This window comes from Marinobacter sp. (genome assembly GCF_040882185.1).
In the GTDB taxonomy this organism is placed as follows: domain Bacteria; phylum Pseudomonadota; class Gammaproteobacteria; order Pseudomonadales; family Oleiphilaceae; genus Marinobacter.
Genome location: NZ_JBBEBW010000005.1, coordinates 1 through 13751, shown reverse-complemented (window position 1 = coordinate 13751; position 13751 = coordinate 1). Strand labels below are relative to the sequence as shown.

Sequence of the window (13751 nt, the reverse complement as noted above, 5' to 3'; positions counted from 1 at the left end):
TATTCTTTCAGGATTGGCGGCGGATGGAAATGCACGGGAGCCCCGCGTTATAGTTATGTAACAATAAACGTCGGTTTCACTATAAGGAGATACGCTGTTGGCCACCCCTGGAGCTGCAAAATCCTGGCATAAATGGCTATCTGTCTGGCTGGTTGTCGTCGTGCTGTTATACGCGCTGCTGGTAGGTGGGGTCTTGCCCTGGTGGCTGGAGCGTGAGGTGCCGGACCGTTTGCAGCAGCATATGGGTTGGACTGCCACCGTGGAAGACGTCCGAATCAATCCCTTTAACCTGAGCGTGGGCATCACGAAGCTGGCGGCCACCGATGCGTCCGGCGAGCCGGTACTCTCGCTTCAGGAGCTTGACCTGAACCCGGCCCTGTTGGCACTAGTGCGCGGCATCGTGGCGTTTGATCATATTATTCTGGAAGAACCCTTTGTCCGGCTCGATTTACTCGAAGACGCGGGAATCAACTTTGTTCGGGACTGGCAGGCTCACAATGCAGCCGGTGCGTCGGATGAGAATAATCCGGAGCAGGCCAGCAGCCCCCCGGAGATCTATTTCGAGCGAATCTCGCTGAGCGGGGGCGAGCTTCTTCTACGGGACATGAATTCTCCAGACACCAAGGAATTCCCGATTGAACCCTTGCAGTTGGAGCTAACCAACCTTGCGACCTATGAGCGAGATGGCGCTGGCGAGTATACCCTCTCAGCGGCCATCGGCGACCAGACCATTAACTGGAAGGGCTCGCTGAGTCTCAACCCGCTGATCTCCAGTGGCAGCTTGAGTCTGACGGATATTGAATACGACATTGTTCAGCATTTTGCGGGCGACTACCTGCCTTATGAGCTCCAGTCCGGCGTCGTCACTATTGAGACCGACTACGGCATGACGTTCTACAACGATTTGCAGCTGGTCACTGAGAATGGCGTTATTTACCTGCGCGACCTTGCCCTGGCAGTGCCAGGGAAGGCGGAGGCCGTCGTCCTTGAACAAGCCGATATCGCGGTGGATGAGGTCGGGTTCAGTCTCCACGACCGTCTATTGACGGTCGGAGCGGTAACCATCAGCGACACCGCCTTGAACCTGAGCCGCAACGGGGACGGGGTCATCAATCTTATGGTTCCGTTTTCCGGCGAGGAAGCTGAGAATGAATCCTCCTCAGAGCCTTTTCAGTGGGGCGTAGAGCAGATCAAGGTGTCCGAGAGCATCCTGCGCTGGCGAGATGAGCAGCCCACGACGCCTGTTACTCTGGAAGCTACAAACTTCAAGTTCTCGGCCGGCGAGCTGAGTGACAAGCTCGCAAAACCCGTGCGATATGAGCTGGGCTTCAGTCTGGCCAGTGGCGGTGAAGTGTCGTTACGCGGTCGGGCCAGCCCCCAGCCATTCACGTTGGAGGCTGCAGCAAAGGCAGACCAGATCACGCTCCAGGCCTTTGAGCCTTATTTCCAGCAGCTCGTCCCGATCGCAATCCGCACAGGCATGCTGAGTCTTGATGGTTCACTGAATCTTGACGACCAAACTGATCCAATGACCGGCACGTTTAGCGGTACCGGGCGTGTTGATGAGCTGGATGCCACCCTGCAAGACAGCGATTTGCCCCTGTTGGCGTGGCAATCCCTGATTGTTGAACCGTTGGAATACAACCTGTCCCCCGCCCGCCTGGAAATTGACACCGTTACCTTGAATCAACCGGTCTTATCGCTCGCGCGGCTGCCGAATGGCTCCCATAATATTGAACGTCTGATGCCATCCGGCTCGGAGGGTGATGACATCGGCCAACCGGAGAACAACGCCGGAGAGGAACCGGGGTTTATCTTTCGGGTAGGTGAATTTGTGCTGGAGAACGGTGAAGTTGCCTACGCCGATACTACGCTCGAACCGACCTTCTCTACCAGGCTACACGCTCTGGATGGCTCCCTGACTGGCCTTAGCAACATTACACCCCAGCGCGCCAGAATCAATCTCAACGGCCGAGTGGGGGAGGCTGGCACGTTGGATCTTGAGGGTGCCATCGCCACGCTGGGTACCGATGAGACCACCAACCTCCATTTGGTGATGGAGGAACTCGGACTACCGGTGCTAAGCCCCTATTTCGGCCGCTACCTGGGCTACCGCGTAGACAGCGGCAAACTCGGGCTGGACCTGAACTACGAAATTACCGGCCCCGAACTAAAAGCGAGTAACGAAGTGATTCTTGAACGCCTGCAACTGGGCGAGCCGGTGCAAAGCGAAGAGGCTACCGATGCACCCGTCAGGCTCGGGCTGGCAATGCTCAGGGACGGCGATGGTCGCATTGAACTTAATCTGCCCATAGAAGGTAACCTGAACAACCCGAATTTCCGGCTCGGACAGGTGATGATAAACACTTTCGTCAATGTGGTGGTGAAAGCCGCCACTTCGCCATTCAATATGCTGGGCTCGATTGTCGATTTGGCGGGCATGTCCGAATCCGAGCTTGGGAACGTGGAGTTCAACCCTGGCAGCAGCACGATGGCAAATGGCGAAGCGAAGAAGCTGGAAGTCGTCGCCAAAGCCCTGTCCGAACGCACTCAGCTAATCCTGAATATTCGGGGCGCAGTGGCCCCGGAACTGGATGGCCCCGGACTGAAGCGCGACGGTTTGTTTGAAGAGTTGGGTATTGACCCGAATGCCGGCATTTCCAACCGCATCAGCAGACTCGAAGCCGTGTTTCAGCAGCAGGGTAAGGGTTCACTGGAGCAACTCCGTGAACAGTCTGCGTCCAGGGGGGAGGCTGACGGCCCAAGCGAGAAGGCATGGGAGCTTGCTCTGGTTGCGGCGCTTACGGAGGACCAGTCGCTGCCTTCTGGCGCCCTGCAGAGACTGGCGTCGGAACGGGGCAACTGGCTTCAGCGGCAACTTCGGGAAAAGTACGATATCCCGTCAGAACAGCTGTTCGTGCTGGACCCGGTAATGGACGCTCCGGCTGAAGCGGGCACTGACAACGTCAGGGTGCCGTTCCAGCTCGACGCCCGCTAGTTTGAGCCAGGTTTTCTGGTAACTGAAGTCCATGCTCAAGTACCAAAGCCTGGTAAGAGCCTCGCTGGATGATCGGATCCAGTAAAGCTTCCAGTTTCCGGACAGTGATTGGACTGTCCGGCCGTAGCAGCGCCCCCAATTCATAGCGCTGGTCGGCCTTGTCAGAGATCATCAGCAAGTTGCGGTCTTCCGGGTTATCCCGAAAGTAGCGCTTTAGAAACGAACGACTGATTACCGCAACTTCGGCCAGTGTCGGTCGGTCTGTAAGAATCAGTTTAATATTGCGTTGTTGGCTGTGGGACAGCACGATATCAAAGCGGCGTCGAAGTACGAATTCATCAGTGGAAAAATTCGCAAAACCATAGTGATAGCCGAACATGGCTACCAGCTTGCGTTGCTTGATCGGAGTGAAAAACGACTGGCCCCGTCCAGTTTTGTGCAGTGCGACATAGACTTCTTCGTCAATCAAAAACGGTTTTGATTCCTGATGGGGAATATCTTGCCAACTCCAATGGGGACTTTCGAAGAAAATGACATCGTAGTGTTGCTGCTGGAAATCCATATATCGGCGTTTTGAGGAGGTGATCAGCACTTCGAAGTGATAATCTGACTGGCTATCATTGAGCGCAGTCAGAACGTCGGTAAGCAGTCCGGAGACACCCTCCTCTCCAGATACTGAAACAATTGGCGGGAAATGGTACGCCCCGACGACCACTCTCGTAGCGGCATGAGGACCGAAGCTGGTAAGGCCCATCAGGATAAGGATCATCGCCGATATCAGGTGTTTCATGTTGGTGCCAAATGTTCATTGGAAAACCCTGAGTAGGCTTTCATTTATTGTTTGAATGGTAGCACCGTAAAAACAATGCGCGTAACGATACACTCTAAATTTCTGTAAAAGGACTTTGACCCGCCATGACTCGGCCCGTCAGCCATTTCTTTGCCTACATTGCCCGCCTGCGCTGGATTCGTCGCTGGGGGCTGATGCGTAACGCTATTGAAGAGAACGTTGCCACCCATTCCTGGGAAGTGGCCACCCTGGCCCACGCCCTGGCGATGATCCGCAACCGCCATTTTGGCGGTACGGTGAACCCTGACCGTATCGCGGCAGCAGCCTTGTATCACGACGCCACGGAAGTCATTACTGGAGACATGCCGACACCTGTTAAATACCATTCAAAAGTTATGCGGGAGGTATTTGGCGACGTCGAACACAAGGCCCAACTGGAATTGCTGGCGTTGTTGCCAGAGGATTTGCGCCAGGACTTCACCCCTTATCTTCAGGAGTCCGGCTGGGAAGCGGAGGTGAAGCAGGTGGTGAAAGCGGCGGACCGGTTGTCAGCCTGGCTCAAATGTCAGGCGGAAATACAGGCAGGCAACAAAGAGTTTGAGCCCGCCGCAAATCAGATCTACAAACGGCTGCAGGCCGAGGCATTACCAGAAGTGTTGTACTTCCTGGAAGTGTTTGCACCCAGCTACCAGAAGCCGCTGGATCATTTGCTGGAATAGCAAGCGGCGACAAAATGGTTGTCCCCGCCTTGGTTGCCGTTTTAGGCGAGGTTCAGCCAGCGGCACCGCTTGAGGCGACCATCCCGCCCCGCAGACCGTCCCGCTTGAGGGCCTCACGAGCTGCATCTTCCGGCGTCCCGGCCATTTCCCGGAACATACCCATGGAACCCAGCAGCGCTGAAGACTCGTAAGGTACGAATACCCGCTCGCCGTCTTTCGCCATGTTCGGCAATACCTTGATATAGCTCTGGCCGAGCAGGTAGCCCACGACCGTACGTTTGTTTTCTTCGGTCTCACCGATGGCACTGAGCACCAGTTTGATGGATTCCTGCTCGCCCTGGGCGCGCAAGATAGCGGATTGCTTGTCACCTTCGGCGTTAAGAATGGAGGATTCGCGCTGGCCCTGGGCCATGGCGATAGCGGCGGATTTTTCACCCTCTGCTTCGGTCACCGTGGCCCGACGCTTGCGCTCCGCCGCCATCTGCAGGCGCATGGCTTCTTCCACTTCTTCCGGCATGTTGATGTCCTGAACCTCAACCCGGGTCAGTTTGACGCCCCACTTGGAGGCTGCTTCTTCCATTTCCGCCTGAATCGCACTGTTAACCTCGGCACGGGATTCAAACAGCTTGTCCAGCTCCATCTTGCCCACCACCGACCGTAGCGTCGTTTTGGCCAGCACTTCCACCGCCTGGCTCATGTTGGCGACCTCGTACACGGCCCGGCGCGGGTCGATAATCTGGTAGTAGAGTGCGCCGTTGATCTTCACCGTCACGTTATCGGTTGTCACGACGGGCTGGCCGGGGAAGTCCATGACTGTTTCGCGACGGTCAATCCGGGTTTCTTCGCTGCTGGTGGCGTGGTATTCATCGCCCAGTTTTACGTACCGAATCATAGTGATGGCGCGGGGCCGCTCGATGAATGGAATAATGATGTTGACGCCGCTTTCCAGTACCCGGTTGAAGGAGCCCAGGCGTTCAATCACCATGACCTCCGACTGCCGGACGATCACCAGGCCTTTGGCAATGATCAGTATGCCGATAACAACAAAAATCAGGCTCAGAATGAGGCCCGGTGTGAGGATAGTTTCCATAATCAGTGCTCCTTGCTAACGTTAATGCGACGCACGACGGCGGTAGTGCCGTCGAACTGTTCAAAAATGACTTCGGTACCTTCGGGGAAGTCGGTTTGGCCATCCTCCGTTGTTCGCAGACGGTAGAAATCACCGTTGATCTTGAGGCCCGTAGCGCCGTCAAAATCGCGCTTCAGGGTGCGATAGATGTTGCCTTTCTCCACACCGGTACCGGTGGTGCCATAGTTCACACCCCGTGGCGAAAAGCGGGGCCGGATGAAACGAACGGCAATCGGCACCAGCAACCCGGAAAATACGCCCATGCCGATCAGTTGCCCGGAAAAAGGCACGCCCAGAAACGCCAGCACGGAGGTCAGTGCGGCCGCAATGCCGAGGGCCAGCAAAACCAGTACGCCCGAGGTCAGTTCGGCCAGGCTGAGTATCAGTGCCAGAACCAGCCATAGGTGGGTAATACTCCATTCCATCGTGAGTTCCAGTTAGTTGTTCGGGTGACGGGAAGTGAGGTTGCTTACACAGGCCGGAACGGCCCTGCTATGAGGGTATCAGCTTACCATGTGGGTATCGACTGACTAGCGATTCAACCGCTTCAGGCTCGATTTGTGCCACATCGCACACTAAATGACCTGGTAAAGTACCTGATGATTAAAGTATCTGCTTTAATAAGCGCTCAAAATAAGAGGCCGTTCAAATGAAAGACCTGAAAAACAAAGTGGCGGTGATTACCGGCGCAGGTTCCGGCATCGGCCGCGCCCTGGCAAAGGAACTGGCTTCCCGCGGCTGCCGGCTGGCGTTATCTGATGTAAATGAAGCTGGCCTGAAACAGACCGTTGAGCTGTGCGACGCCATTGATGTAAAAGCTTACCTGCTGGATGTGTCCGACCGGGACGCCATCTATGCCCACGCTGAAGCTGTGGCAAAAGATTTTGGCACCGTGAACCTGGTGATCAACAACGCCGGTGTGGCGCTGTCTGCCACGGTTCGTGAGATGACCGATGACGATTTCAAATGGGTCATGGACATTGATTTCTGGGGCGTCGCCCACGGCACCCGCGCCTTTCTGCCTCACCTTATCGCTTCAGGTGACGGCCATGTGGTAAACATCTCCAGCGTCTTCGGACTGATTGGGGTGCCCAAACAGAGCGCGTACAACGCCGCCAAATTCGCCGTTCGCGGCTTCACCGAAGCCCTGCGCCAGGAAATGAAACTGGAAAAGCAACCGGTGGCCATCAGTTGTGTGCACCCAGGGGGCATTCGTACCAACATTGCAAACTCCGCTCGTATGGGTAAGTCCGAGAATGCAATCGCCCAGCGCAAGGGCTTTGACAAACTGGCAGTCACGACGCCGGAGAAGGCTGCCGCAGTCATCGTCAAAGGTATTCTCAGGAATGAGTCCCGCATCCTCGTCGGCCCCGATGCGTGGGGTATAGAGGTGATCAACCGGGTGCTTGGCTCCGCCTACCAGCCTTTGGTTGAGCGCTTTTCGCGGAAGAACCTCTATGGCTGACTCTAGCGATTCGAGCCCGGCGGCAACATGGCGCCGCGGCCCCCGAGACCCTATACTGGTTGTGGGGGAAAACGACCGTAGGGCCTGATACTTGGCTACTCTGCGGTGCCTTCCGGTCAGGAGTGCATAGGTCGTTATGAAGAAAATCCTCGATGCTGACTCGGATCCGTCCTTGAATGACAGCCGCATGGGCTTGAGAGACCGTCACCGGCGATCAATCATGCGGCTGATTTTTGGTGCTACCGGTTCCACCCTTGTTGTTTTCGCCTTTCTGCAATTGTTCAATGACAATGTTGCTTTCGCCCTGTTTGAACTGGTGGCCAGCGGTGTTCTCATTTTTGGCGCTTTCCGGGTTGAGAGTTCGCCCCACCTGTTGCGATGGATACACGGATACCTGATCGCCTCCTTCAGCTTCTTTGTCTACATCATTGCGATGCCGGGTGCGTCCAGTTCGGCCTTCGTGTGGATTTTTATCATGCCGATCCTCTCTTACCTGTTGCTCGGGCGGTTGGCAGGTTTCCTGCTGGCGGTCCCGTTTATGCTGGTGGGCGGGTTTTTTTACTATCTGCAGCTTGAAGCCCTCAACAACGCCCGAACCATGATCGACCTGCTGAACCCTGCTTTTTGCGCGTTGCTGACGGTAATGTTCATGCATCTCTATGAAACCCGCCGGGCGGAGGCTCAGGACAAGCTTGTCATACTGGCCGAGACCGATGCGCTGACCGGATTGCCGAACCGGAGTAACTTTCAGACCACCCTCGAACGCACCGTCAAAGAAGCTGGCCGCAGCAAGACCCCGTTCGCCCTGGTATTGATGGACATCGACCACTTCAAAAGGGTAAACGATACGCTGGGCCATGATGCGGGCGATGAAGTGCTTCGACACATCAGCGGCCTGCTCAGTGAGCGCTTACGTGAGACCGATTTTGTCGGCCGCCTGGGCGGGGAAGAATTCGGATTGATACTACGGGATGTGTCCACCCCGGGTGCCTTCCCGGTAGTCGATAATCTACGCCAGCGCATCGAGAGCAACTCGATATTTTATGATGCCCACGAAGTAAAACTGACCGCCTCCTTTGGTATTGCGTATTGGCCCAAGGATGCCGAAAAACTCCACGACCTCTACCAGGTAGCAGACCGTCGACTCTACGGTGGCAAGCGTGCGGGCCGCAACATCGTGGCTGAATGTGACGAGCCTCCCCACCGGAGTTCGTCTTCCGCGCAAAAGAACAGCGTTATCGGGTAAGATGCGACACATAACGTCCATTTAAACCAGAAATATGCCAGGCATTGTCTCCCACTTTTCCAAAAGGCCCTATGAAAATACCAAAGCGATTACAGCCCCTTGTTGATGACGGCATGGTAGATGAGGTTCTGTACCAACTGATGAGCGGTAAAGAAGCCAACGTATACGTAGTGCGCTGCGGCGACCAGACCCGCTGCGCAAAAGTTTTCAAAGAAGCTCAGAAACGCAGCTTTAAACAGGCGGTGCAATACCAGGAAGGCCGTAAGGTAAGAAACACCCGTCGCGCCCGTGCCATGAGCAAAAAAACCAAGTACGGCCAGAAAGAACAGGAAGACGCCTGGCTGAACGCCGAAGTGGACGCCCTCTATCGCCTCGCCGCAGCGGGCGTACGCGTACCAGAGCCGCTCGGCTTTGTGGACGGCGTTCTGCTGATGGAACTGGTCAAGGACGAAGAGGGCAAAGCCGCGCCCCGCCTCGATGACATCACCCTGACCCCGGAACAGGCGAGAGACTATCACGCACAGGTTGTCGCCGAAGTGGTCCGTATGCTCAGCGCAGGCCTCATCCATGGCGACCTGTCCGAGTTCAACGTATTGGTGGACACCCAGGGGCCCGTCATCATCGACCTGCCCCAGGCCGTCAACGCCTCCGGCAACAACAACGCCGAAAGCATGCTGGAGCGTGACGTCGACAACATGCGCCGCTACTTCGGCCGCTTCGCCCCCGAACTGCTCGCCACCGACTACGGCAAAGAGATCTGGGCACTATACGAAACCGGCGACCTCAACTCGAACAGTGAACTCACCGGCTGCTTCCAGCACGACACCACCAACGCCGACGTAGGCGACCTGATGGCCGTCATCGACGCCGCTAAAGAAGAAGAACAGGAGCGCCAGGCGCGGCTGCGGGATGAAGACGAGGACGAGGTTTAACGTGGAAAAACGGTCGCGACGACCATGATTCTGGCGCCCTGGCACCATATGGTAATTTCGCTAGTGAAAACAGTGTCATAGAGAGACCCTTATAACAGGGGATATGAGTCGCCGCGACCGGTTTTGTGTTTCAGCAGAGTTGCACGAATACTCTGAAACGTTGATTGAGTGAGGCTGGCAGCTGTTTTCCTGAAATTTTAGGAAAAGAATATTGGTCGTTGGGGAAGTGGTCGTGGGGACTCATATATAAATGTTAAAGGCCTGGCTGTCATGTTCTTGGGTATGGTTTTTGGGGTCGTTTTCGGTGTTCGTCCTCGTCAGTAAACAGCCTCGAGTTTGGCATCGGTTTTAGCTGGTAGTTCGGTGCTCAGGTCGCGGGGCCATCCGGCGCAATTTCTGAGTCAATCCGCCCATTCGGTGTTCTGTTTCCTGGCGCCATGGGTCGGGTTGGTGCAAGGTATCAGGGAGTCGGCATTCGACATTGGGTGCCAATACAACGGTTAAACGGCCCTTAACCAGGCGGTCAACCGGACGCCATAACCCTTGCGGGTTCTGGTTCCCTCCGCTGCGCTACGGCGCCCGTTACCGCTAGCGTTAGCAGCTACAGCTTCCTTCCAGATCTTGCGGCTTGAGTAAAAAAGGAATAATTTGTACTCATGGATGAATTTGAATTCGACAAAGCCAAAAGCCAGGCGAATCTGGATAAGCACGGTATTGATTTCGTTTCTGCCCAAGGGCTGTGGAAAGATCCATACCTGCTGGAGATCCGAGCAAAATCAGAGGATGAGCAGAGGTTTTTGCTGATAGGCAGGATTGGTGAAAAGCACTGGTCGGCTGTCGTCACATACAGGGATGCTCGTATTCGTCTGGTTTCAGTCAGGCGTTCTCGCAAGAAGGAGGTTGAGCTCTATGAAGGCTAAAGACTTCGACAAAAAATTTGAGGAAGGTCAGGAAGACATTGTTGATGACCTGGACCTGTCCTCTGCTCGCCGCGTTAATCAGGAACAAAAGCGAATCAACGTCGATTTCCCGGCTTGGGTTGTCGAGTCGTTGGATCGTGAGGCTGCACGTATTGGCGTTACCCGCCAATCGATCATCAAGGTGTGGCTGGTGGAGCGCCTTCAGGCAGAATCTGCTAACAAGCCGCTCAATGGTGACGCCGCAGGCGGCGCACATTAGCGGAGCTTTATGCCCTAGGCAGGCTATGGGATTAAAATGCTGAAAATTACGGGTCTTCACCTTACGATAATTGCAGTTGTCATCAATCTAAAAAATTGGTTTGAACAACCTGTTGATACGTTACCAGTAATTGGGCTTGCTGTGCCCAGTGAGGCGGAATGGCTATACCCAGTACTCTACGCGTGGTTTGGTATAGCTATACTGCTGTACGTCCAGCTTTTTATCCGTAATGGCCTATCAGCAATATCAGGCGAATATAAAGATGTTGCCCATCCTCACTATGAACATCAGTCAGTTATGGGTGACTATGAGCGAGTAATGAACGGAGGAGAGTACGATCCGAGCCCTGGAGCTAAAGCTGCGGGTGTACCTAAACTTTTGATTTGGTATCCAATAAAGCTGGTGTTTCTTAGCCCTGTTGCGCTTGGCTTCTTGCTCCCGGTTTTCTTCAGTGTTGCAGCCGTTGTATCAATTTTTTTGGCATAACCAATCATTCCAGTTCGTTCCGGGCCCTAGGGCCCTCCACCGGACGCCCTTTTCTCCGCTTCGCTGCGTAAAGGTCGCCGCTGAATATTGGCGTTGAGGCTGTAGAAAAACCCCTAAATCGCCCTTCGGTTTGGTAGGACCAGGCAAACGGACAAGGAGTCGTCAGCATGCCCCGCTTCAAGCACTACAACTACGACCAGAGCGCCATGGTCGTAATCAACTACCAGGAACAACTCCAGCCGCGAGATGCAATGGTGTTGCGAGACCAACATCATCTTCAAGGCGTTATCCTGCGATACCGTTCCCCACTTCACCACCCTGGCGAAGTTCGTCAGCAGCCATGCTGATGAGATTGAAGAGCTGTTCGAGCAAGTGCTGCTGGTGTGCCACGAACAGGGCCTGTTGGGTAACGAGCTGTTTGCCATCGATGGCTGCAAGATGTCCTCAAATGCCGCCAAGGAATGGTCCGGCACCTTCAAGGAACTGGGCGAGAAGCGTGACAAACTGCGACGACTGATCCGCCACCACTTGAAGGAGCATTACGAGCGGGACGAGGCAGAAACCGAGGCTGAACGGGAGCGGGATATCCGTCGGGCAAAGAGCATTCTCTCCCTTGATGAATCGATGCAGAAGGTTGACCGCTTCCTAAAGACGAACAGTCCAAGGATGGGCCGGGGGAAGCGGAGCAAGGAAGTGAAGAGCAACATCACCGATAACGAAAGCGCCAAGATGACCACCAGCAAGGGCACCATCCAGGGTTACAACGGCGTGGCCACGGTGGATAAGAAACGCCAGATCAACGGTTACGTGCCAGACAACCGGTTCCGCAGCCGGGACCCGAAGTTCCAGAACCAGAAAGACAAATACGGCAAACGTCATCAGGATTTGCCGGATACAGGCTGGAAGAAAACCATCCCGGCCAGTGAATTCCACTTCGATCCGGTCGTCATGAACTGCATCTGTCCAGCCGGACAGCCCCTGCACTATGAGGGAACAAGAACCGATCAGAATGGTGTGCCCCGGGCTCATTTCCAGGGCCGATTACTTCAGTGTCGGCACTGCCCTAAAAAGCACCAATGCATGCAGAACCCGGACTCCGCGAATCACCGCAAAGGGAAAGGACGGCAAGTCTCCTACACTTTGGAGCTAAAGCGCGGGCCTACTTACACCGATTGGATGAAGCAACGCGTCGATAGCCGACAAGGTAAAGAGATTTATAGCCACCGAATGTCGGTGGTGGAACCGGTGTTCGGTAACATCGGTACTGCGAAGCGGCTTAACCGGTTCAGTCTGCGGGGCAAGAAGAAGGTCCAGGGCCAGTGACAGCTATACTGCCTGGTGCACAATATTGAGAAGCTGGCGAACTACGGGCAATTAGCAGCGTGATAGAGCGACGGGAGGCTGGCAATGTGGTCGCTAGAGACCAGCAATACCGGCGCTGATATCGTCAGAGAGCCAAAACTGATGGCTGAACATCGGAATGGTGATAATAGGCCAGTTGATGGCTGCTACAAAAATTTCAGGAACCAGGCGCTGGGAACGACTCGGAATCGGGTTTTTCTACAGCCTCGTTATGCCCTTCTCCGGATCTATCTGTCAGATACTAACGCTTGACGTTATTAACGCAACCCGTTATTATTGAGTCATGATCATATCGTTCAAGTGTAAGGACACCGAGAAGCTGGCAAGCGGACGCCGCGTCAGACGCTTCGTCAATTTTGAGCGAGTTGCCTTGAGGAAAATTCGGCAACTCCAGGCTGCAAGCCAACTGGATGATCTTAAAGTACCGCCCGGAAATATGTTGGAGCCATTGCATGGTGACCGCCAGGGTCAGCACAGCATTCGAATCAACAGGCAGTTCCGGGTTTGCTTCCGCTGGACCATGGCTGGCGCGGAAGATGTCGAAATTGTTGATTACCATTAGGAGGTAACTCATGCGCAACATTGAAGCTGTAACGCCAGGCGAGTTACTAAAGGAAGATTTCCTTGAGCCGATGGGTATTTCTCAATACCGCTTGGCTAAAGAGATTGGGGTGCCTGCTCAGAGGATCGGTCAGATTATTGCAGGAAAGCGTTCGATAACCGCAGACACGGACCTGCGACTCTGTCGTTTCTTTGGTTTGTCCAATGGCTATTGGTTGCGAGCTCAGGCAGCCTACGACACTGAGATTGTGGAAGATGCCCTAGAGGATCAGCTGAAAAATATTCGTCCGTGGAATGCTGTATCCGAAATCGGGCACAGGGCATAACAAACGGCTGCACAGCGACCGATCTTTCGCCGCTTTGCGGCTCCAAACCGGCGCGTGAGCCGGGCGTTATGCACTCACCAAGCAAGAAAACTAGACGAGGCCCTTAGTGTTCCAGATCGTTGGCGCTTTACTTGGTATCGTTGGTGTCGGGAGCCTTTTGCTCCTTGGAGTTCTGATGTTTAGTGGTGCCTTCAAGGAATATGACGGATTCGATTACTGGATAAGTGTTATAGGTGTAACAGTGAGAAACACTCTCATGCCTGTGTCAGGATATGCCGCATTCAGGCTACCCATCGCCACTCCGGCACTTGCCTGGGCTGCCTTTGGCATATACGTAGCGACGACGGTTGGACTGCAATGGGTAAAGAGTGGGTCTTTACGTGTTAGTGATTTTATTGGCACATTCTATATAGCAGCGTCACTGATCGCCGTAAGCGCGGCACTTCTCACAGCGCTGAAGCCATCAAATGCATAACAAGGCGCATCAATACGCGGCCTGCGGCCGCCCTTTTCATTGCGGCTGCGCCTCCATTACAAGGGCGCCGTTGTGCGCTGGCG

15 protein-coding genes are annotated in these 13751 nt (G+C 54.8%); 12 read left to right on the top strand and 3 right to left on the bottom strand.

From position 1 onward, the window contains the following. The first annotated feature begins 97 nt into the window (after positions 1–97). A complete protein-coding gene (locus WEB64_RS04560) occupies positions 98–2998 on the top strand; it encodes a DUF748 domain-containing protein (RefSeq protein WP_368057491.1) in 2901 nt (966 codons plus the stop codon). On the opposite strand, the gene WEB64_RS04555 is transcribed toward WEB64_RS04560, so the two are convergent. Beyond that, the gene (locus tag WEB64_RS04555; protein ID WP_368057489.1) at positions 2967–3788 is read right to left on the bottom strand and encodes an amino acid ABC transporter substrate-binding protein; all 822 of its coding nucleotides are present in this window, start codon (positions 3786–3788) and stop codon (positions 2967–2969) included. The two genes, WEB64_RS04560 and WEB64_RS04555, sit on opposite strands and share 32 nt — an antisense overlap. 125 nt (positions 3789–3913) lie before the next feature. Here WEB64_RS04555 and yfbR point away from each other — a divergent pair, with 125 nt between their 5' ends. Further along, positions 3914–4507 carry a 5'-deoxynucleotidase gene (gene yfbR, locus WEB64_RS04550; protein WP_368057487.1) on the top strand — a complete coding sequence of 198 codons (594 nt, stop codon included), beginning with the start codon at positions 3914–3916 and terminating at the stop codon, positions 4505–4507. A gap of 52 nt (positions 4508–4559) precedes the next feature. Here the strand turns inward: yfbR and WEB64_RS04545 are convergent, their stop codons facing one another. Both WEB64_RS04545 and WEB64_RS04540 read right to left on the bottom strand, forming a co-directional pair. Next, positions 4560–5597, bottom strand: a complete 1038-nt coding sequence (locus WEB64_RS04545) for an SPFH domain-containing protein (RefSeq protein WP_368057485.1) — start codon at positions 5595–5597, stop codon at positions 4560–4562. A 2-nt stretch (positions 5598–5599) separates the two neighbouring features. After that, entirely contained in the window at positions 5600–6061 is a 462-nt protein-coding gene (locus WEB64_RS04540) for an NfeD family protein (RefSeq protein ID WP_368057483.1), read from the bottom strand. Positions 6062–6285: 224 nt separating this feature from the next. On the opposite strand from WEB64_RS04540, the gene WEB64_RS04535 reads away from it, so the two are divergent. From WEB64_RS04535 to WEB64_RS04490, 10 genes are all read left to right on the top strand, one after another. Continuing rightward, a complete protein-coding gene (locus tag WEB64_RS04535; protein WP_368057481.1) occupies positions 6286–7101 on the top strand; it encodes an SDR family NAD(P)-dependent oxidoreductase in 816 nt (271 codons plus the stop codon). Positions 7102–7237: 136 nt separating this feature from the next. Then, positions 7238–8347, top strand: coding sequence for a GGDEF domain-containing protein (locus tag WEB64_RS04530; protein ID WP_368057479.1), 1110 nt, complete (start codon positions 7238–7240; stop codon positions 8345–8347). Positions 8348–8418: 71 nt separating this feature from the next. Next, positions 8419–9279 carry a PA4780 family RIO1-like protein kinase gene (locus WEB64_RS04525; protein ID WP_368057477.1) on the top strand — a complete coding sequence of 287 codons (861 nt, stop codon included), beginning with the start codon at positions 8419–8421 and terminating at the stop codon, positions 9277–9279. 656 nt (positions 9280–9935) lie between these two features. Further along, positions 9936–10199, top strand: coding sequence for a BrnT family toxin (locus WEB64_RS04520; RefSeq protein WP_368057475.1), 264 nt, complete (start codon positions 9936–9938; stop codon positions 10197–10199). Further along, positions 10189–10458: a CopG family transcriptional regulator gene (locus WEB64_RS04515; protein ID WP_074396173.1), complete on the top strand. Its 270-nt coding sequence runs from the start codon at positions 10189–10191 to the stop codon at positions 10456–10458. The genes WEB64_RS04520 and WEB64_RS04515 overlap by 11 nt, the downstream gene beginning before the upstream one ends. 36 nt (positions 10459–10494) lie before the next feature. After that, positions 10495–10944, top strand: a complete 450-nt coding sequence (locus tag WEB64_RS04510; RefSeq protein WP_368057473.1) for a hypothetical protein — start codon at positions 10495–10497, stop codon at positions 10942–10944. A gap of 246 nt (positions 10945–11190) precedes the next feature. Beyond that, positions 11191–12267 (top strand): transposase, encoded by a 1077-nt coding sequence (locus tag WEB64_RS04505; RefSeq protein ID WP_368057471.1) that lies wholly within the window; start codon positions 11191–11193, stop codon positions 12265–12267. A 322-nt stretch (positions 12268–12589) separates the two neighbouring features. After that, positions 12590–12868, top strand: coding sequence for a type II toxin-antitoxin system RelE/ParE family toxin (locus WEB64_RS04500; protein WP_368057469.1), 279 nt, complete (start codon positions 12590–12592; stop codon positions 12866–12868). Positions 12869–12878: 10 nt separating this feature from the next. Next, complete coding sequence (locus WEB64_RS04495; RefSeq protein WP_368057467.1) at positions 12879–13193, top strand: HigA family addiction module antitoxin; 315 nt, start codon at positions 12879–12881, stop codon at positions 13191–13193. Positions 13194–13299: 106 nt separating this feature from the next. Then, positions 13300–13668 carry a hypothetical protein gene (locus WEB64_RS04490; protein WP_368057465.1) on the top strand — a complete coding sequence of 123 codons (369 nt, stop codon included), beginning with the start codon at positions 13300–13302 and terminating at the stop codon, positions 13666–13668. Positions 13669–13751: the final 83 nt, after the last annotated feature.